At 41.6% G+C, this 21,143-nt stretch carries 8 protein-coding genes; 2 read left to right on the top strand and 6 right to left on the bottom strand.

The window, feature by feature from the left end:
- Positions 1-61: 61 nt before the first annotated feature.
- The 5 genes from NSTC731_RS03195 to NSTC731_RS03175 all read right to left on the bottom strand — a co-directional run bounded on the left by NSTC731_RS03195 (position 62) and on the right by NSTC731_RS03175 (position 12,777).
- Positions 62-1,204, bottom strand: a complete 1,143-nt coding sequence (locus NSTC731_RS03195) for an acyltransferase family protein (RefSeq protein ID WP_445629596.1) — start codon at positions 1,202-1,204, stop codon at positions 62-64.
- A 239-nt stretch (positions 1,205-1,443) separates the two neighbouring features.
- Positions 1,444-2,442, bottom strand: a complete 999-nt coding sequence (locus tag NSTC731_RS03190; RefSeq protein WP_445629595.1) for a cupin-like domain-containing protein — start codon at positions 2,440-2,442, stop codon at positions 1,444-1,446.
- A gap of 87 nt (positions 2,443-2,529) precedes the next feature.
- Complete coding sequence (locus NSTC731_RS03185) at positions 2,530-7,461, bottom strand: aminotransferase class III-fold pyridoxal phosphate-dependent enzyme (RefSeq protein WP_445629594.1); 4,932 nt, start codon at positions 7,459-7,461, stop codon at positions 2,530-2,532.
- 3 nt (positions 7,462-7,464) lie between these two features.
- Positions 7,465-9,489, bottom strand: a complete 2,025-nt coding sequence (locus NSTC731_RS03180; protein ID WP_445629593.1) for a non-ribosomal peptide synthetase — start codon at positions 9,487-9,489, stop codon at positions 7,465-7,467.
- 612 nt (positions 9,490-10,101) lie between these two features.
- The gene (locus NSTC731_RS03175; protein ID WP_445629592.1) at positions 10,102-12,777 is read right to left on the bottom strand and encodes an alkaline phosphatase family protein; all 2,676 of its coding nucleotides are present in this window, start codon (positions 12,775-12,777) and stop codon (positions 10,102-10,104) included.
- Positions 12,778-12,812: 35 nt separating this feature from the next.
- Here NSTC731_RS03175 and NSTC731_RS03170 point away from each other — a divergent pair, with 35 nt between their 5' ends.
- Positions 12,813-12,953 carry a hypothetical protein gene (locus NSTC731_RS03170; protein ID WP_445629591.1) on the top strand — a complete coding sequence of 47 codons (141 nt, stop codon included), beginning with the start codon at positions 12,813-12,815 and terminating at the stop codon, positions 12,951-12,953.
- 233 nt (positions 12,954-13,186) lie between these two features.
- On the opposite strand, the gene NSTC731_RS03165 is transcribed toward NSTC731_RS03170, so the two are convergent.
- Positions 13,187-17,959 (bottom strand): esterase-like activity of phytase family protein, encoded by a 4,773-nt coding sequence (locus NSTC731_RS03165; protein ID WP_445629590.1) that lies wholly within the window; start codon positions 17,957-17,959, stop codon positions 13,187-13,189.
- Between the two features lie 545 nt (positions 17,960-18,504).
- On the opposite strand from NSTC731_RS03165, the gene NSTC731_RS03160 reads away from it, so the two are divergent.
- Positions 18,505-21,030, top strand: a complete 2,526-nt coding sequence (locus NSTC731_RS03160) for a molybdopterin-containing oxidoreductase family protein (RefSeq protein ID WP_445629589.1) — start codon at positions 18,505-18,507, stop codon at positions 21,028-21,030.
- The last annotated feature ends 113 nt before the right edge of the window (positions 21,031-21,143 follow it).

Raw genomic sequence — 21,143 nt, 5'->3', positions numbered from 1 at the left:
TCTATTATTTTCTCAGTTTATTGAATGTGGATAAATCTCAATCTTTTTTAGATTACTGACTTTAAATACCTTGTTTAGCCAAAATTGTAGACTTTAAATAATTACGTGCCGGGACTTCTACATATTTATATGTCAATGATGCAGCCAATAAGACAATCATAAGAAATACCCCTAAAGATGTCAACGATTGATATTCTGTGAACTCTTTACCAAAAACATCATGAAATTTATAAAGCCAGAATGATTTTAACAATTCTTGAACAAACCAATGAACCATATAAATTGAGTAAGAGATAGTTCCGATGTATAGCATTAACTGTGAATTGAGGAACTTTGATATTAAAATTTTGTTGTTGATAGATACAGATAAAATTAGTAGAGAAAAAGCTGGTAAAACTAGCCAATCATGAATGTTACGGAAATGATGCCAGTAGTAATGCATAATCAAAATTATCCAAGTTATAGCTATAACTGCCAGAAAATTAAGATTAAAATACTTTTGATAATTACCTATATGATAAATTTTGTAAGTTATAATACCAAGGATGCATTCTAGCCCACATCTAGCTATCGAAGGTATACCAATAATCGTATCTAAATTTCCACGGGTAAAGGTGATTAGTAGTAATATACAAAAAAGAGTAGAACTATAAATTATCAAATCATTTTTGAATTTATTTTTTAATAAAAGTAATAATAAAAATGGAAATATACAGTAAATTAAAAACTCTACACTTATTGACCAAGCTGGCTCATTCCAATAGGTATTACACCATAATAAAGGTAGGCACTTTAGGTCAAATGCTTGGAGAAGAAAAATATTGGAAAAAAGAGCCGTTAAGTTAAATTTACCAGTAAAAGCAGAAGTGTTTAAGAAAAGTAATTTTACAACCTCTAATCCAAAAAATAGAAAAATAATAAATATATGCAAAGGATAAATTCTCGCAAAACGTGAGAATAAATATGAACGATAGTTCTTTAAACTAACTTTTAAACCAAAAGTATCGGCATAAACGTGGGTCATGATAAAACCACTTAGAATAAAGAAAAAATCAACCCATAAATATCCATTTTGAAAAAAATTAGTATAGGCTGACAAAGTTGAACCTGTTTTCGGTAAACCGTAGTAAGAAAAATGGTGTACAACAACAACCAAGGCTGCAATACCGCGTAAAGAAGTGAGCGATTTGATGTGTTTATACATTGAGATTTTGGGTTTTAATTTCTATCTATAGCAATCCTATTTAAATTGTAAATTCTTTTTTTAAATTAGATGCGTAGTTGATTTATTTTGGCTAAAAGAGGATGTACAAAAACACTTATTTAAGTATAAAAGAAGCTACGCAAAGTATCTAGAAGAGAAGATTTCACAAACGATTTAGAATTGCTATAGAACACCGATTCAGTATTCAGGCTAATTAATAATTAGTCATTTGAGAAAAATTAGATTTTTTTCACAATCTTGTTGATAAATTCCTTTAACTTTCCCTCAATAGATTTTAGTTTTAATACACCAGAGCGCAGGATCATAAATTTACTTTTCGGTTGGCGATCGGATAGAAGACCCAGAGCAAAAATTTTGAGCCGATCTTTCAAAGCAGATTTATCTGGTGGAGTGGGTTTTAATCCCAGTCTGCGTAAGTAGCTGTTGACTTGATATATTCTGGCTTTGAGATCGTAAGGTCGCAGATAAAAGAGGATACTCAAAGCTACAGAGACATTATTACCATTTTTAGCCCAATGGGGTGCCAATATCGGATGATGGAGTCCTTTGCCTGGTTGCAAGTGGTAAACTCTTGCTTTACTCTGATTTTCCTCTTTATAATTTGCTACGTTCAGGTCGCCTACATAAAATTTTTCAATTTCCTCTTCGCTCAGTACAGAACGATCGCTTTGATTGAAGAGGCTCATATCTTTCTCGCCCTGAATTTGAAACAGAAAATTCAACTCACTATCGATATGGTAAGGTGTAATAGAATTTGGGGAACCAATAAAGATGTAAGCACCTAGCCAGGTCATCTGCTGCCGAAGGGGTTTACCTGTAAGAGTTTCGAGTTCAGTTATAATCTGGTTGACCAAGGCAGCATATTCTGGATCTACTTGAACATCTTCAAGCATGACCCAAGAATCCGATTCCCCAATATGTGCGATCGCTTCGTTAATTTGCTTGATTCCAGGTCGCTGATTCCACTTTTGCTCAACAGGAACTTTGCTGATATAAGACTGGATTTTATTTGTTCTACCCTGACTTAGCATGGTATTTGCAAGCTCAACTAAGCGAGGGATCTCAAATAAAGGATGTCCTGCAAGGTTGTGCGAAAACATGAAGTGAGAAGAGTTGAAGTTTTCCCGAAAGTTTGAAAAATCGGTTTCAATGATTTGTTCGGGAATTTTTAGATCGGACTTAATAGAACTCGGTTCAAGTAGATTATCAACTGACATACAAAACCTGGATGGATGAGTATTTACTATTTGCAAAAATTACTGACGCTCGCTACACTTTCTATACACTTGATTTTTTAAAGCACTTCAGAAAACACTTGCGACTTGTAAATATTTCCCAGGACGCTCGGTATCGGGGATATACCAAGCGGGGTTTCCTTGGGGATCTCGTCCTAATTTGGCATCAGGTTGCGGAGGACGATTACGTAAACTGTTATTGGTTTGGCGGTTTGTTACTTCTATAGGCGGTGCAGACAAGAAGCCAGCAGACTGCATTTCGGCAATACTTTCTTTAAAGGCTGCCATTACTAAAGCCAGATCGGCTTCGGAATGGGCTGTTGTCAAAAAGCAAGGACGGTGATCCCAAGTATGCACTCCCTTATCCCGCAGCAAGTAAAACAGTAAATCTCCGTAGGGAAACTCTGGTAAAGACTTCACCATAAACAAGGAGCCGAAATTATAAGCTGTAAACGGAGCCTGAACTTGCTGGAAATAGCCCATGAGTTCCGCTACAAACTTATCGGTTCTGGCATTGAGATTTTGCTGCAAGCTGGGGCCACTCTGTTTTAAATGTTGAAGTACTGCTTTGGCTGCGGCTAGTGCTAAAGGATGGCGGACGAAAGTGCCGGCGAAGTAAGTCACACCTACTTCTGGAACGGAGTCATCGCCAAACTGCCAAAACCCACCATCCAAAGCATCCATATATTGTGATTTGCCAGCAATGACTCCAATTGGTAGCCCACCGCCCACAATCTTACCGTAGGTTGCTATGTCCGCCTTGATACCGAAATGCGCTTGAGCGCCACCTGGATGAATTCTAAATCCGGTAACGATTTCATCAAAAATTAGGGCAATACCAGCTTCTTGTGTGAAATCACGCAATTGCTGGAGGAATTCTTTAGGTTGGTATTCAGGGCGACGGCTTTGCACAGATTCCACCATCACTGCTGCTAACTCATCAGCCCGACTTCTGAGGATTTCTAGAGACTCAGGCGAATCATAGTCCACCACCAAAATGTTCTCTACCATTTCCGGTGGGATACCAGGAGCAGCAGGAATTGACCGGAGTTTCTTTGTACCTCGAACAATTACTTCATCCAAAATTCCGTGATAAGCTCCAGAAAAGATGGCAATTAAGTTACGCCCTGTGATAGTACGTGCCATCCGCATCGCTCCCAGCACCGCTTCCGAACCTGTGTTGCAAAAAGCTGCTCGGTCAAAGTTGGTCAACTCACACATTAGCTTTGCCACTTCTCCAACGAGGGGAGTTTGCGGCCCAATTTCCATGCCGAGTTTGAGTTGTGCTTCAATAGCTTCAGTAATGAAAGCTGGCGACCAACCAAACAAATTCAAGCCAAAGCCATTGCTTAAATCGACATATTCATTGCCATCAACATCCCAAAGTTTAGAACCTGAAGAACGAGACGCCACGATGGGGTAAACCATCTCTTTCATCGTCGGATTAAACCCAGAAACAGTTCTTGGGTCTGCCAAATAAGGGCGATGAGTTTGAGTATATTCTTTGGATTTTTGAGTCCGTTTTGTATATCTTTGGATAATTTTATCTAGATGAGTGCGTTGTTGGGCTGTCAAAGTTTTAGTCTGGGTCTTTTCAATTCGAGCAGCCGCACCAAATGCCTTTTTAGCACCATTTGACTCTGTTTCTACTGATGCTGATTCTTTGCTGGTTTGGGTTGGGGGGACAGATACAGCATTTTGTGGCTTGACACCATTATTTTGAGATGTTGCCGCAGGTACAACTGGGACTGTTACAGATTGACTGCTATTCCCCAATAGCGCCAATTGCTGGCTCATAATTTGTAGCTGCTGATTAATCACACCTTCTAGGATGCTACTAGATGCAGCAGGTTGGAGGGAAATCTTAGGTGCAGATCCATTCGATCCATTTGTATGAAGTTCATGAACTACCAAGGTAGGTGATGTGGTTACAGGTGCAGGTTCTGGCAATGGGGCTTCGGGAACGATATCTGCAACGGTTTCTGTTAATCCTAATGCGGATAAAGTTTCGGGAGACAAGGCTGAATTGATAAAGTCAGCCAGTGTTCCTAAATTGGGGTAAATTTCTAGTAACTGCCTAAGTGTGACTTTGACTTGAAATTTTTTCTTTAACGCTAGCCCGACTTGTGTCAGAGATAAGGAATCTAATCCCATTTCTAAAAATGTTATCGAGTCGTCAACACTAGCAATTTCCAATCCTGATGTTTCTTCGATAATTTGTTTGAGCAGAGGAATAAGTTTTTGCTGAGGGGATGTTGTCATAGTTTGGGTCTTTTCTAATAATTGGGGATTTGGAAGTTTGGAAGTTGCTGCCCGATTGGGATGAGGTGGAGGATCGATCCAGAAGCGTTGGCGTTCAAAGGGATAAGTCGGTAGAGGAATTCGTTGTCGCGTTTCCCTTTGATAGAAGTTGCTCCAGTCAATTGATACTCCTGCTAACCACAGTTGTCCTACTGCCTTGAGTAATGCCGTCCATTCGGCTTCGTTTTCGGCGTTATCACCCAAAGAAGGAATCGCAATCTGTTGTTTAATGTCTTTTGCTTGTTGGCGGGCTAGGGTTGTAGTTGTGATTCGCGGCCCTACCTCTAACAGTAGGCGTTCTGGCTGCTGCCATAAGGTTTGTACGCCCTCTGCAAATCGCACAGTCTGACGCAGATGTGTAGCCCAATACATCGGATCGGTTGCTTGTTGGGCTGTAATCCAGTCGGCGGTAACTGTGGATACAAAGGGAATTTGGGGTGGCGATAATTTAACTGTCCCAACTACCTCAGCAAAGGGGGCTATGATGCTATCCATCATTGGGGAGTGGAAAGCGTGGGAAGTGTGTAAATGGCGACAGATAACTTCTTCGTTTTCTAGTTGTTTTTGCAGAGATGCGATCGCCTCTATGGGACCAGAAACTACACACAGAGAAGGGCCATTAATTGCAGCGATCGCTAGTTCTGCACTCAATCGCGGCTCTATCTCTTTGGCTGGTAAGCGCACTGAAAGCATAGCCCCTGCCGGTAATTCCCACATGAAGCGGCCGCGAGTTGCAACCAACATCAGCGCATCTTCTAAGGTGAATACACCTGCAATACAGGCGGCGACAAATTCGCCAATGCTGTGACCAATCATGGCTTGGGGCTTGACTCCCCAACTTTGCCATAGTTGTGCTAAAGCGTATTCAATGACGAATAGTGCTGGTTGGGTAAAGCAGGTTTGTCGCAATAAGATAGCCGCAGTTTCGCGCTCGCTCGGTGCTGGATAGATGATTTCTCGTAAATCCCTGCCCAGTAAAGGCTTAAGGATTTCAGCACATTCATCTACTGCTTCCTGAAACACAGGTTCGTAGTTGTAGAGATTCAATCCCATGTTCACATATTGCGATCCTTGTCCGGGGAACATGAAGACAACGGCTGGATTGCGGATTTCTATGTGACGGGTATTTACTTGATTTGAATCTAAAGATTGCAGGGCTGCGATCGCATCTGTAATATCGTGACAAACTATACTGCGTCGGTAGTTAAAAGCTTTGCGCCCTCGCTGTAGGGTATAAGCTACATCAGCTAAGTTAATTTCGGCATTATATTGTAAATGTTGCTGCAAATTCGCTGTTGCAGCCTCTAAAGCTTGACTAGTTTTTGCCGAAAGCAACAATAGCTGCTGCGGGCGAGAAGATCCGGAACTTTGAATTTGTGGCGCTTCTTCTAGCACAATATGAGCATTAGTCCCGCCGACACCAAAAGAACTCACACCTGCTCGTCGCAAAGTTTCACCTTCTGACCATTCAGCTAGTTTGGTATTTACATAGAAGGGGCTGTTGGCAAAGTCAATTTTGGGATTGGGAGCCTCAAAATTTAAACTAGGCGGAATCTTTTTATAATGCAGAGCCAGAGCAGTTTTAATTAACCCTGCTACTCCAGCCGCTGCAACTAAATGTCCGACATTGCTTTTAAGAGAGCCGATCGCACAAAATTGTTTAGCATCTGTATGCACCCGGAATGCTTGCGTCAGCGCTTCAATTTCAATCGGGTCGCCTAAGGGTGTAGCTGTGCCGTGAGCTTCAATATAAGAGATGGTTTCTGGGTGGAAGTTAGCATAAGCTTGCGCCATTGCAATGGCTTCTGCTTGTCCGTCTACGCTGGGAGCGGTAAAGCTCACCTTATCAGCGCCGTCATTATTGATACCAGAACCTCGAATTACGGCATAGATGCGATCGCCATCATTGAGTGCATCTTCTAAACGCTTGAGGACAACTACTCCTGCGCCATTATTGAACATCGTACCCTGAGCGCTGGCATCAAAGGGACGACAATGCCCATCCCCAGACAACATACTGCCTTCTTGAGCTATGTAACCACTATTTTGGGGTGTAGTCATAGATACACCACCAGACAAAGCCAAATCGCACTGATAGCTGGTTAAGGCTTGACAAGCCTGAATGACTGCTACTAAAGAAGTGGAACAGGCTGTATTGACGCTAACAGCTGGGCCTTTGAGGTTGAGTTTGTAAGCCGCACGGGTGGTTAAAAAGTCTTTTTCATTGGCTAACATCGTTTGAAATTCACCGATGCGATCGACAATTTCCATACGACCAGCAATATGGTTAGCAAAATAAGTATTTTGACCACAACCAGCGTATAAACCAATCAAACCCTCAAAAGACTCTGATTCATAACCAGCATTTTCTAGGGCTTCATAAACCAACTCTAGGAAAACTCTAGCCTGTGGGTCCATAACCACAGCTTCAAGTGGATTAATGCCAAAGAAAGCGGCATCAAAGGTTTCTCCCCCAGGAATTATCCCTCTAGCTTTTACATAGCTAGGATCTTTGCAAAGGTTCGGATCGATACTAGGATCTAGTTCTTCATCTTGAAAGAAAGTCGTTGATTCTAATCCCTCGCACAGATTGCGCCAAAATTCATCGACATTTCCAGCGCCAGGAAATCTTCCTACCATGCCAATAATGGCAACACCATCACTAGGATCTTGGTTATCGGATGCTTGCATATTTACCATTGCTTAAACACCTTGTTGATGATTACGGCGACGAGCACGAGCTGCTTGTTGGCGTTGGGCGCGATTTTGCAGCTTGTCAGAAGACGGTTGGCTGTTCTGGTTTGAATTTAAATAGTTTGCTAAAGAGCCAATTGTTGAATACTGAAATAGCTTCACAGCAGGTAGCTCAATACCAAGTTCTTGTTTTATTCGCGCAGCAACTTGGAGAATTGAGATTGAAGTTGCTCCCAAATCAAAGAAATTATCATCAATCCCAACGCGATCGATTTTGAGCAGTTCCGATAAAATACCTGCAAGCAGACGTTCTAAATCGGTTTGCGCAGCAATGTACGCTTGTTCCAGTTGCGGACGTTCTCTACTTGGTGCTGGCAATTTATGTCTATCTACTTTGCCATTTGCAGTCAAAGGCAGTGACTCTAACATCACAAATGCTGATGGCATCATGTAATTAGGTAGTCGCTGTTGTAAGAAACTACGTAATTTATTGTGCCTATATTCACTGTTATAGTGAGGAACAATATAAGCCGTTAACTGTTTTTCACCTGCTTCATCTTGACGAGCTAAGACGACAATTTCCCGAACGTCTGGATGTTGGGCAATTTCTCGCTCAATTTCCCCTAGTTCAATTCGGAAACCGCGAATTTTTACCTGATTGTCAATCCGACCTAAGAACTCGATATTGCCATCTGGAAGATAACGAGCTAAATCTCCAGTTTTGTAAAGGCGTGTTGCCAAATTGCAATCAAATGAGTGAGAAATGAATTTTTCGGCAGTTAGGTCTGGGCGGTTTAAATAGCCTCTAGCTAATCCATCACCACCAATGTACAATTCACCAGCTTCTCCAATTGATACTGATTGGAGGTTTTTATTTAATATATAAACTTGGGTGTTAGCAATTGGACGACCAATAGGAATCGAAACATCTAGTTGTAGTGGTGCTGTTATCGGATGGCAGCAGGTAAAAGTTGTATTCTCAGTAGGTCCATAACCATTAATTAGTTGACAGTTCTCTACTGTTTGGAGAAACTTCTGTACATGGGGAACAGATAAGACATCACCACCCGCTAAAAGTTGACGTAAGGATTTTAAAGCATCAATTTTTTCATCTACTATCAGGTGAAATAAACCGGCTGTCAGCCAAAGAGTAGTAACTTGGTATTGCTGAATAATCTGCCCTAATTCCTCTAAAGATGGTGTATTAGGAGGGTAAATTACTAGTCGCCCGCCATTAAGTAAACAACCCCAAATTTCAAAAGTGGAAGCATCAAAGGAAATAGGAGCAAGTTGCAGGATTACTTCTTCAGATGTGAGGTGAGCATAATTAGTTTCTTTGACTAACCTAACTACACCACGATGGATAACGCTAACACCTTTGGGTGTACCTGTAGAACCTGATGTATACATAACATAAGCCAAGTTCTCAGCAGTGACACTAGTGCTTAAGTTATCTTTGCTATTTTGGGCGATTGTGTTCCAATCTGCATCTAGGCAAATTACAAATGCTGTGTGAGTAGGTAATTTGGCAACTAGTTCTTTTTGAGTTAATAGTACAGATACCTGGGTATCTGATAGCATGAAAGCTAAACGTTCTTGTGGGTAGCCTGGATCTAATGGTACATAAGCTCCACCTGCTTTAAGGATAGCTAAGAGTGCTACAACCATTTCAAAGGAGCGCTCTATGCAGATTCCTACAAGAATTTCTGTTCCTACCCCTAGCGATTGTAGATGTTTTGCTAGTTGATTAGCACGATTATTCAAATCTCTATAAGTAAGATGCTGATTATTAAAAATTAGTGCTACAGCATCAGGTGTTTTCTCGACTTGTGTTTCAAACAACTGATGAATAGACGCTTGTTGAGGATAATCAGTTTGAGGATGATTCAACTCTATTAGTAGGTTATTTTCAGATTTCAAAATAGGTAATCTTAAATTATCTCGTTCTAAGTTGCTTTCTGATGATGAAGGTTGACCATTAGTCATCAGTAATTCATTTTTATTTTGAGCCAATGAATTAGTTATTGGTTTCATTTTTAACTTGAAGCAGAAATATTTGTGTCAATGAATAACAAAAAATTGGGTATATTTAAATTTAAGAAGAGATGTTTATTTTTCGTATTTAGATAAACAGATAAAATCAAAAGTGGAAAAGCGTTTTTATATTTTTTTATTAGTGTTTACACGTAGAATATATGGTTACATTGTTAGCTTTAAAATTAGATTAAAAGATTAATTTCACAAAAAATTATGCCGCAATCCTACAATATTTGTGTGAAAGGGCATTGACTCTAAGATTTAGTTCTCTCATTCTGACCTATTTCCTCAAAATCGTAGTTAGTTTCAGTACATCTTCACTGAAAATTAAAACTTTAGAGATGTTTGCAATGGGAATATTAACTGTACGCAGGCTGATTTCGAGATAACAAGAAGAATTAATACCTTGAGGAACAAGGAATACTGCGATTTTAGCAACTGATAAGTAATGTAAACTCTTCGAGGTAGGTTGAACTCCAGCAAAACGAGAATAGGGTGAGCATTACAATGCCCACCCCACAATAACCAACTATTTGCTGTAGTCTATGTAATTGAAAACCGCTGTTTCAACTGATAGTTATTTCTGCCGTGCTGCACTAGGCCAACAGACTAAGCCACAACACTAGCAGAGAAAACGAAGTCATTTGCTGTCAGGTTAGTTGAGGTAATTTGTAGTAATGAAGCCAACTCGGTATTTCCGAGTTTTACGATAGTGTCAGCACCCTGTTGCAATAGGGTTAAAGCACTAAATTGAGTGACGCCAATCCCGCCCAGCCCGATTTTATCAATACCGATCGCAAAATCAGTCACAATGTTCTTACTAGATGGCAGACTGGCGTTAACAATCCAGAACTGGTCAGCACCAGCACCACCAGCAAGGCTATTACCACCCTTTTGTCCAGCAAATAGCACATCATCACCATCACCACCAAATAGTGAATCATTGAAATTGGAGAATAATTTGTCATCTCCAGAGCCACCATAGAGACGGTTATTGCTACCATTACTGGTGAGGGTGTCGTTACCTGAGCCACCGAAGGATAATTGACGAGTACCTTCAACTACTGCGATCGTGTCAGCACCTGCGCCTCCAAACAAATTATTATTACCACTAGCTTCGACTACGGTAACTTCATCATTACCATTGCCACCATCAGCATTAGTGTTGTTAGCAGGGCCATTTGCGCCAATCAAGACTCGATCGTTACCATCCCCAGTGGATACAGAGGAGTTACTACCAACTACCACCGTGTCATCACCGCTTCCAGTCAAGATTGTATTACCTTTATTACCTTGTACAAAGTCTGCTCCGTCACCTGTAAATAAGGTTTGATTTGGCTTGAGGGTGACATCATCACTACTGGTAGAACCAAATTGAAGGTCTAGTGTTGTTAGTCCAACAGTACCACCATCAAACCCTGCGGCTGTAAAGTAATGAGTATTGCCTACACTTTGAGAATCGAGAATTGTAGCTTGACCATTAGCAGTTTCTTCTGAAGTCAAGACTTCTTTAGTGGAGAAAACTGTATCCGGGCCTCCCACCAAGGCTTCTGTAATAGCACGACCTTTCAAATCGCCATTACTGGGAATATCTAACCCTAAAATCCGAGCAAGTGTAGGCGTTACATCAGCATTACTGACGGGCGCATAGTCCACATAGCCTTGTTTAAAGTCGGGACCAATAGCCTCCATATTATTGAAGGTATCACCTCGACCAAAGCTGCCATGCATCCCCTGCCCTTGCTGCAAAGTTGTGTCAGCAATTTCTACTTGAGCTTGAGGATTGTTTGGGTTATTTGGGTCGCTGCTAAAGGTTTTGAAGTTGATAACTATAGATGGAACTGGTGTTTTAGCATCACCTTTTAGCCCGATCGCACTCAGTGGTAAAGCACCTGGAATAGTTCCGTAGGCATCGTCTACAAAAATACCACTGATGTAGTCTTTTTGTGAAAGCAAATTCACTACCTGTTTGGCTAAGTCAGCATTGCCATTAGGTAGATAAATCAAGTCAGAACCACCATTGGCAGCTACAACTATCTTTGTACCTGGGTCAAGCTGGCCATTAATTACCTCACCTGTGCCACCAATTACACCATTCCCAGAAATAGGACGTTGACCTTTTGTGGCATCAACAGTTGCATACTGGATGTGGTTGAGGTCTGGGGGAAGGGTTGTAGGGTTAGGATCGTATAAGGGTAGACCTAGATCGTGAGCTAAATCAATTGCCACAAAACCTGCTGGTAGAAATCCCGGATTTACGCCTTCATAAGTTTGGGTGGCAGCATAACTTGTAGTTTTTGTCCCTTGGCTATCAATAGCTTGTTTGCTGATGGTAGAAAAACCGTGGTCGGAAGTAATAAAGACATCAGTAGTCTTGTCCAAGCCTGTGCTTTTAAGATAGTCAAGAAGCTGCTTTAAATTATCATCAGCATTTTTGACCCCAGCTTTTGAAGTCGGGCCATTGATACCTGGTGTCAAGGTGTTTAAACTATCACCCTGATTGTGTTGACTACCATCAGGATCTCTTGACCAGTAAACCAATGCGAATGGTTTACCATCTTCTTGAAACTTAGGTAAAATTACTTTGGTAGTGGCATCTGCAAAGTATTGTTGTTGAGCCACATTGGCATTGAGAGTACCTGGAGTTGTGTTGGTACCAGCTGGTTGGACTCGCGGTGTCGGTTTTACATCTAAACCAGCAGCTTGTAAGCGACTAACAATATCTGGATCGAGTGGAACAGCAGAAGGCGAACCTGCGGCTGTAGGCGGCGGGGTTGCACCATTTGTAGTGTCATCAATAATAATTGTATCGGGAGTAGGAATAGTACCTGTAGTACCACCTTCTCGGTTAACTTGGGTAACATCTTGAATCGCAACAGGCCCTAATTTACCAACTGCTGCTGTGTTGAAACCCTGCGATCGCGCGTAAGCTAAGAGCGACTCTTCATCTAAAAAGTTGTTACCGGGGAATTTTTCATCAATATCCCCCAAAACTGCATCATTTTCGATGAATGGCGTCACACTACCATTGGCATTAGGACTAGGAAAACCAGTGTAGATAGTGTTGCTAAAATCACCTGTATCACCAAGATAATGCCCGGTGGCGATCGCAGAAGCATTTGGGGTGGTGAATGTCGGAAAGATCGAATGACTATTGGCGAAAGTAACTCCCTGCTGACGAATGCTATATAAAGTCGGGGTATCAATTGGGTTTACAGAACCGTTACGCAATCCATCTGCAACAAAAATAATGACATTTCTACCGTTGCCATTTGTATCAGTCATGCCGACTACTCCTTAAGTATTATGAGCTACGAGCGATGCCTACGACTGGCTACCTCTACGCAGCAATTGTGTGTTTATATGAGCGATTAATTACACTCAACCCAAGCAAAAAATTTTTGGCTACAGAAACCCAAGTAGTATTTGGCGACAAAATGCTTAAAGTCTACAAAAATTAGTGGAGATAAATTAATGAACTTAAATCTGGTTACTGTTTCAAAAGATAGTTGTTTAATGTTTAAGGAAAGTTATAAACAAGTTAAGATTTGGGACAAGAAGCAGAAAGATTCTTAAAGGCAAAATTACTATAGAAGATATAAAAAGCGAGGGAATATCATTCCCCCGCATTAGCAAAATCGCTACAGCTTAACTAATGAATGAATATTGAATCTAAGCTGTAATTATCTTTTGGCTAAACTATACTGGCAGAAAAAACGAAATCATTTGCTGTGAGGCTAGTTGATGTAATTCCCAGCAATGAAGCCAACTCTGTATTTCCAGTTTTTACCAAAGTATCACTACCTTGTTGCAACAGTGTTAAAGCACTAAATTGACTAATGCCAGTGCCACCAAGCCCGATTTTATCAGTGCCGATCGCAAAATCAGCCACGATATTCTTACTAGATGGCAGACCGGCGTTAGCAATCCAGAACTGGTCAGCACCAGTACCACCAGCAAGGCTATTACCACCCTGTTTACCAGCAAATAGCACATCATCACCATCACCACCAAACAGAGAATCATTGACATTAGAGAAGAGTTTGTCATCTCCAGAACCACCATAGAGACGGTTATTGCTACCATTACTGGTGAGGGTGTCGTTACCTGAGCCACCGAAGGATAATTGACGCGAACCTTCAACTACTGTCAAAGTATCATTACCTGCTGCTCCAAGTAAATTATTAGTACCATTGGCTTCTACTACGGTAACTTCGTCATCACCAACGCCACCATCAGCATTAGTGTTGTTAGCAGGACCATTTGCGCCAATTAAGACTCGATCGTTACCATCCCCAGTGGACACCAAGGAGTCACTACCGACTACCACAGTGTCTTCACCGTTTCCAGTCTGGATTGTGTTGCCTTTAGTACCCTGTACAAAGTCTGCTGCGTCACCTGTGAGTAAGGTTTGATTTGGCTCAACGGTAATATCATCACTGCTATTAGAGCCAAATTTAATTTCTTCAGCTTGAGGTTGACCTAAACCAGGAGCAAGGTTAAGGGGCTTCTCTAACTTCAGCAGTAGAATTTCATTGTTATCTATGACTGGATTTTGAGGATCGTTTCCAGGACGACCTGTAGAGAAGGGATAATTGTTGTCATTAGCGACCAAAATGGTGTTTTTGTCAACAACTAAAACATTTTCAATTGTTTGAAAGGGGAAGTCAAAGTTAGTTTTGCCATCTCCATTGAGGTCATTGGGGTCTTGAATATTTAACAAGTCTGCAACTTCTTCTTTCGCTACATAGCCATTAGAATCTGTTTTAGACAAGTCTACTTTGTAGATTCTCTTAAATTTAGCCGCAGCTCCTTGATTGTTATCCCGTTCAATGACTAAGTATTCATTATCATTGATAACTGCTAAATCCCCAATCGAATTTGAGGGATTGTCCAGTCTGTAGTAAAGTTTTCTATCACTATACTTGTGACTAGCTAAATCAAATTCGTTAATCCGCAAAGCACCAGGAGTATCACCTTGAACCGTACCTTCTAGGAGGAAATAAAGCTTGGTTTTGCTGGCGTTTATTGCTCCACCTTCAAAACCTTTGGAACCAGCCAAGTTAGCAAAAGCATCTCCTGAAAGCACATCAGGATTTTGTGGCGATCGCACAACATTATACTGAGGATCGTCTCTAAGTTTATCCCGTACTTTATCGGCAATATCTGGGAAATCTGAAAAGAGTGCATCTACCCCTAATTGATAGAACTGCTGAATTTCTGACTCTAGCTTGCCTTTGTAATCTGCTGCTAAGAATTGATCTTCTGCCCGGAAAGTGTAAGGATGAACCTGCAATCCGGCATTGTGAGCATCTTGAATTAAGGTAGAAGGAGGTAATGTTGTTTTATCAGCATCATTGACTGCTCCATCCCCATTCACATCATCAGCTTTGCCATCACCATTAGCATCAGTACCTTTGACGCTAACAATCATCCGTTTCCAAGGGCCAATGCCATCAGCATAAGTAGCAACTTCAGCCAAACCTTCTGGAGTTCGTAAGTCGCCATAGGTGCGAGTGTCACCACTGACTTTCAAATCATAAGGCTGACTTTCAATAATTTTACCGTTGATGTCAATATCACTGGCATCTAGAAGTTGGATGAGTGGAATATCTACGCCTGCCGCAGGCATAATGCGATCGTGCAGTTCTTTAAGGTTACTCACTTCAAAGGACTGGATGAAAATCCGACTGGGGTCAGTAAAGTTATTTGCTTTGAGCGTATCAATGAGTAACTGACTGATGTTTCTGTGTATTTTGTCCGTAGTGCCTACATAGGTGGCTTCATCAGCAAAATAGGTCGGATGCTTAGTTTCCGGGTAAATGCCAATCTTTTTACCTGTCTTGGCTTCCACATCCTTGACCAAATTGATGATTTCCGTGAAGGTAGGAATCTCAAATTTATCGTCAAAGGAACGATCGCGGAAAGGTAAACGTTCTTCTGCTCTTAGAGTCTTGATTTCAGCTAAGGTGAAGTCTTCAGCAAACCAACCTGTAATTGTGTTTCCATCTAAGCTTACTGTTTTTTTGCGATCGGCAAACTCTGGATGTTTGTAAACATCTGTGGTTGTATTGTTGAAATTGACAGTACCATCAGCGTTCAAAACTGCTAAAGCTGGCTCATGGCGAGCAATTAGCACACCATCTTTTGTCACAACCAAATCAGGCTCAATGAAGTCAGCACCGCGCTCAATCGCTTGCTTATAAGACTCTAAGGTGTGTTCTGGACGATAGCCACTTGCACCTCTGTGACCAATAACTTTAGGTGCTTCTCCATTTAATGTTTTGAATTGGTCGGGTGTAGCAATGGGAGCCTCTAATAACTTACCAGTGGCATCAAAATGCAGTAGGTAAGGGCCAAACTCGTCTCCCACCCAGATTGTCCCGTCTTTATCAAAGACGAATGACTCTACATCAAAGTCTGCACCAGTCAGCAATCTTTGAGTAGTTCTCTCATTCACAATTTCAAAAGGAACTTTATTGTTAGGGTCAGACAATTGAATGTAGTCTAAAACTTTAACGCTACCGTCGCCATTCTCTGTTCCCTTAAAATTCGGGTCTAAACGATTAATCCGCAGTAGGAAATCTGCACTATTGTCTTTGCTACCGTAACCATTGTCTGACAGGAAGTAGAAAGAGTTGCTGTTAGCAAATTGAACACCGCTAAAGCCTTGAATTGGCTGTCCTGGGAAAGGCCCGGTTCTGCCATTGGCTGAAATGTCTGCACCAGAAGCTGGCCCATCACTAAAGGTATCAGCAGGTAAAGAGGCAAAACCGACTAACTCAACTTTTGGCACTATTGAAGCAAACATTGTTTGGTAGATGTGGGTTTGATCGTTTAAACCCGCAATCCCTGGAATATCAGAACCGTAGGCGTTATAACCTTTACCTACCAAGCTATTTAACACTTCAGAACCAGCACCTTGGTAGTAAACAGGTACGGGACGGTTGGTGTGAGTTCCCCAACCATACTTGACATTCGGATCGGACCCCCAGTAATGTCCAACTTCTGCTGGAGTATCCAAATTGGTTAATGCTTCAGCACCTTGATTTTTTACTAAAGTCGGAAAATTACCGTCGAGAGTCAGGTAGTGATCGTGGTCAGCAGTAACGATTAGTAGATTTTCATCCCAACCACCATTTTTTTCGATCCAGTCAATCGTAGATCCAACTGCCTTATCGAAGTCCAAGGTGGTGCCGATCAAGTTGTCTATATTGTTATCATGGGCAGACCAATCGATATCGCCACCTTCAACCATTAACCAGAAACCATCGGGATCTTTACCCAATACATCTAATGCAGCACTTGTCAAGTCTTTGAGGGTTGGGTTTTCGTTAACCTCTTTGGCGATGAAAGATGCATCTGTCTCTCCCGGAAGCAGTGGACGTGTGGTGTCCACTTTGGTGTTATCACCTTGGTTAGTGAAAACGCTGAACATATCTAAACCAGTGGTGCTGTAGTCGCCGTTGGCAGAACTGACAGGCAAGTTACCATTTTGACCACGCGCACCGTATAGACCGAAGAGGCGATCGCCTTTTTCTGGATCGATTGTCGCCGCAGTTTGGGCTAGTTTCTGGGCGGCATTCTCGCCCCGCTCTAAAAAGGTGTAATCGTAGATGTTATTAGTTGGTTTAGTGCTAAGTTCTGTGTAAGTTGATTGACTAATGTATTCATTGCTCCTATTTGGCTCAACCCCGTTTGGTAGTAAATCTCCAGGAGCAGAGAGTGGGTGTCCACCACCAAGTAATACTGTTGGTTGATAGACACGGAGTTGCTGTTGCAAGATGTTGTCTAATGCCGGATAGTCAGCATCATACTTGCTGCGACGATTAACGTTGGCAGCAGCAGCAGCAGGTGTTGCATGGTCAATGGGAACTGAAGTTACCAAACCAGTAGATTTACCAACTTCGTTTGCAGTTTTGAGAATTGTTTCTAGAGGATTCTCGAAAATATCAACGCCAACAGCGTTGTTGTAGCTCTTGACGCCAGTGTACAGAGTTGTTGCAGTGTTTGCAGAGTCAGGATAGCTGTACTTAATATATTCAGGATCGTTACCAGGAGTCCAAGGATTAACGCCGCCTCTGGTAGGGTCATAACCTACTAGGTTTCCAACAGCACCATCACTGACTTTTGCACCACCTGTTGGGGTATTACCTTGGTTAAAAGTTGGATCGAAGGTGAAACCAGGGCGAACCGGGCTTTCTCCTGTGATCGGATTAGTCCCGTCAAGGGCGGAATTACCAGTATTAAAAACTCCATTACTATCGGCGATCGTTGTCCCATAAGTGGTTGCCAAACCGTAGCCTTGGAGTGTTTGAAAGTTGAGTCCTTGACCCTTACCTTGTGTATAAAAATCGCTCAGATTAGCACCTGTCTTACCATTTTGAATCTCTTTGTAGATGGACGCAGCACGAGCCATTTCCCAGCCCATACCATCCCCAATCATAATGATGACGTTCTTAGCCATGAAAGAGAATCTCCCTGTGTTTAATTGTTGAGATGGTCTTCGCTCTAGTGGAATCAAAAAAGTAGTACAGCAGAATTCAGAATTCAGGAGTAAAACACGCTTTATACCTGAGTAACAGACTTTACTTGTGTACTTCAAAAACTTGAAATCTGCTGTGTTATTAGGGCAAAATGTGTAGTTCTAGACATCTAGAGATGTAGTTGAGTTGTAAACTTGTTGATTCTGAACTATTAAATATCAACCGCTATAATTGACATCTCACTAGAGGGTTAAGGTATCAAAATTAACAAATTTAATTGCATATTAATTAACATACATAGCAAAAGTTGTGAAAAAATTGTGGACTGGTTAAGAAATGTTGTATTGCAATCTTTTGCTTAATATGTTGTCAAAAATTTTGTGTATATTTCTGCTCGTATAATTTTTTTTGCATTTTTGTGTTAGTGATGAAATTGCCCAAGTATTTAGTTTTTAATAAAAAGCCGACTTTGCGATGTTTTTGTGAAAAGCTTTAGTCAGTGCGAAATAATAAGGAGACTATTTCCATGACATCAAAGGGCAGGAAAAAGACTTCACGACGTAGTTTCCTCCAAGGAGTAGCCATTAGCACAGCTGCGGTTACTGGAGTTGAGTTACTAAAAAAAGATGTGGCAGATGCAGCAGATGCTACAAGTGAAGGGCAGTGCGGGGAGATTCCTTCTCAAAACACTGAATTTGACTTTACCGAGAAATCAGCAGCCTTACAGCCAGACAAGATTGTTAATAGTGCTTGCCAATTTTGTAATTCTCTGTGTCGTCTGAAAGTTCATGTCAAAGACGGACGGATCGTAGATGTCTTAGGTGAGCCGGACGATCCAGTACAGGCTGGTGGTTTTTGCATCAAGGGGCCAATGATGACTGAGCTAGTCTACAATCGCTTTCGGCTAAAATATCCGATGAAGCGGGTTGCAGGAGAGAAAGGTTCACCAGATTCACAATTTGAGCAGATTTCTTGGGATGAAGCTCTTTCAATCATCGCCAGCAAGTTCTTGGCACTTAGAGATGCTGGAGAAGCTAGAGCGATCGCGAATAAAACTTCTGGTAGATTACCACGGGGAACAGGTTCTTTGGTCGGACGCTATTTCAATTTGTTGGGCAGTCCCAACGATACTGATGTCGGGCCTGTATGTAATGATGCTGGTGGCAATGCCTTGGCTTGGACATTTGGATTAGACAATTTTACCAATGGTTATGGGATTGATGGCGCGACTAAAAAAGAAGACTTAGGCTCGGCTAAATTTTTCCTGTTTTTGGGTACGAATCAAGCAGAAACTCATCCTGTTACCTTTACTTACCTTTTGAGAAGCCGAGCGAAAACCAAAGCCAAATTAGTAGTCATCGACCCACGCTTAACTCCCACAGGAGCGCAAGCTGATGAGTGGATTGCACCCAAACCACACACAGACTTGGCTTTAGTCTTAGCAATGCTTTACCACATAGTTACTCATAACTTATATGATGCTGCTTTTGTACAAAAGTGGGTGCTGGGTTTTGAAGAACTCAAAAAACACCTCAAGAGCAATAATTACACACCAGAATGGGCGGCAGAAATTACGGATGTTCCAGTATCAAAAATCAAATTTATAGCTGAAACTTATGCTAAAACCAAGCCTGCTGCCATTTTCTGCAATGCAGGCATTTCTCATCAACTGAATGCTTTTGATACTTACCGCTGTCTGGCATTCTTGGCGGCGATTACGGGCAATATTGGTATTCCTGGTGGTGGCTGCAATTTCATGCACAACACTTGGCCAGGGGGATTAAATCTACCACCGATTCAAGGCAAGATACCTAAAAAAGATATAGCTTTACCAGTTGGGCCGGATTATCTTAGCGAAGCTATCATCTCCGGTCAACCTTATCAACTCAAAGCACTCATAACTCAAGGCAATCCTCTGCTAGCTTGTTCCAACACAACTAAAGTACAACAAGCTTACCGCCAATTAGAATTTTATGTTTACACGGGATTATTTATGGAGGAATCGGCTTATTATGCCGACATCATCTTGCCCGTTACCAGTGGTTTTGAGATGGAAACTGTTTATATGCGACGAGACGATCGGGCAATTCGTTGGCAACAACAAGTAGTTGCGCCTGTAGGTGAATCAAAACCAGATTGGCACATTTGGATTGAATTAGCACACGCCACAGCTAAATTAGACAAACGTAATCCACCGCAATACTGGCAGGACAACTTTCCTTCTTCTTGGAAAGACTACCGCCATCTGTGGGCAACTTTTGTGGCGAACACTCCAGGCATGGCTGGTATGACTCAACAAAGGCTGAGTGAACGCACCGAACCCTTACGTTGGCCTTGCCCAACTGTAGATCATCCTGGTGTCAGCACTCTTTATCTGGATTGTTCGTCTTGGTATCAGGCCGCAGAAAGCCTGAATATTGATAATATTGGTAAGCGATTTCTAACTCCTAGTGGAAAAGTGGAAATCTACACTTCAGAGTTACAAAAGCAGTTGACAAAAGCAGGACACTCTGCATTACCTATTTTCTATACCCACCCAGAGGTTACAGGTAGAAATCCGACAATCGAGTATCTAGCAGAACTAGTAAAAAATCCGGTGAATCCCCACGCACTGACTCACAATGTGAAGTTGGGAAAACTTTCGACTAATGAAATACATAAAAAGTACCCACTAATGGGGACTACTGGCAGGTCTAGTATAGTTCATTTTCATTCTGTTACTCACTGGACTTACACAGGCAAGCAAAAAAATGGTGTTCGCTTAGTACAAATTCACCCAAAAACCGCGCAAACTGCTGGTATTGAAAATGGTGACGAGATTATTGTTGAAAGTCCCAGAGGATCGATCAAAGGCACAGCATTGCTTTGGCAGGGAATTCGAGAAGATACTATTTTTGTACCTAATTGGTTTGGTTCCCAACAACAAATGGCTCAAGATTTAGGCACACCATACTATGAAGCAGCTAATGTCTTGATTGACCAAAAGTACTATGACAATCTTTCAGGACAGCAAGCTTTTAAATGTTTTGCGTGCCGAATAACAAAAGCATAATGGAAATTTAAAAGCACCAATCGAAGCATTATTGAAATCTTTGGGAAGTTGAAGCGATCGCATTTGACCTGATTTGAGAACAGACTGTTGAGTTTGATTGAGCAGAAATATGG

The sequence above is a fragment of the Nostoc sp. DSM 114167 genome (assembly GCF_052692655.1).
This window is presented reverse-complemented; position numbering and strand designations above follow the sequence as displayed.

Coding starts and splice junctions, on each gene's coding strand:
- NSTC731_RS03195 (WP_445629596.1), bottom strand. CDS start 1,204: ATGTATAAACACATCAAATCGCTCACTTCTTTACGCGGTATTGCAGCC.
- NSTC731_RS03190 (WP_445629595.1), bottom strand. CDS start 2,442: ATGTCAGTTGATAATCTACTTGAACCGAGTTCTATTAAGTCCGATCTA.
- NSTC731_RS03185 (WP_445629594.1), bottom strand. CDS start 7,461: ATGGTAAATATGCAAGCATCCGATAACCAAGATCCTAGTGATGGTGTT.
- NSTC731_RS03180 (WP_445629593.1), bottom strand. CDS start 9,489: ATGAAACCAATAACTAATTCATTGGCTCAAAATAAAAATGAATTACTG.
- NSTC731_RS03175 (WP_445629592.1), bottom strand. CDS start 12,777: ATGACTGATACAAATGGCAACGGTAGAAATGTCATTATTTTTGTTGCA.
- NSTC731_RS03170 (WP_445629591.1), top strand. CDS start 12,813: ATGCCTACGACTGGCTACCTCTACGCAGCAATTGTGTGTTTATATGAG.
- NSTC731_RS03165 (WP_445629590.1), bottom strand. CDS start 17,959: ATGGCTAAGAACGTCATCATTATGATTGGGGATGGTATGGGCTGGGAA.
- NSTC731_RS03160 (WP_445629589.1), top strand. CDS start 18,505: ATGACATCAAAGGGCAGGAAAAAGACTTCACGACGTAGTTTCCTCCAA.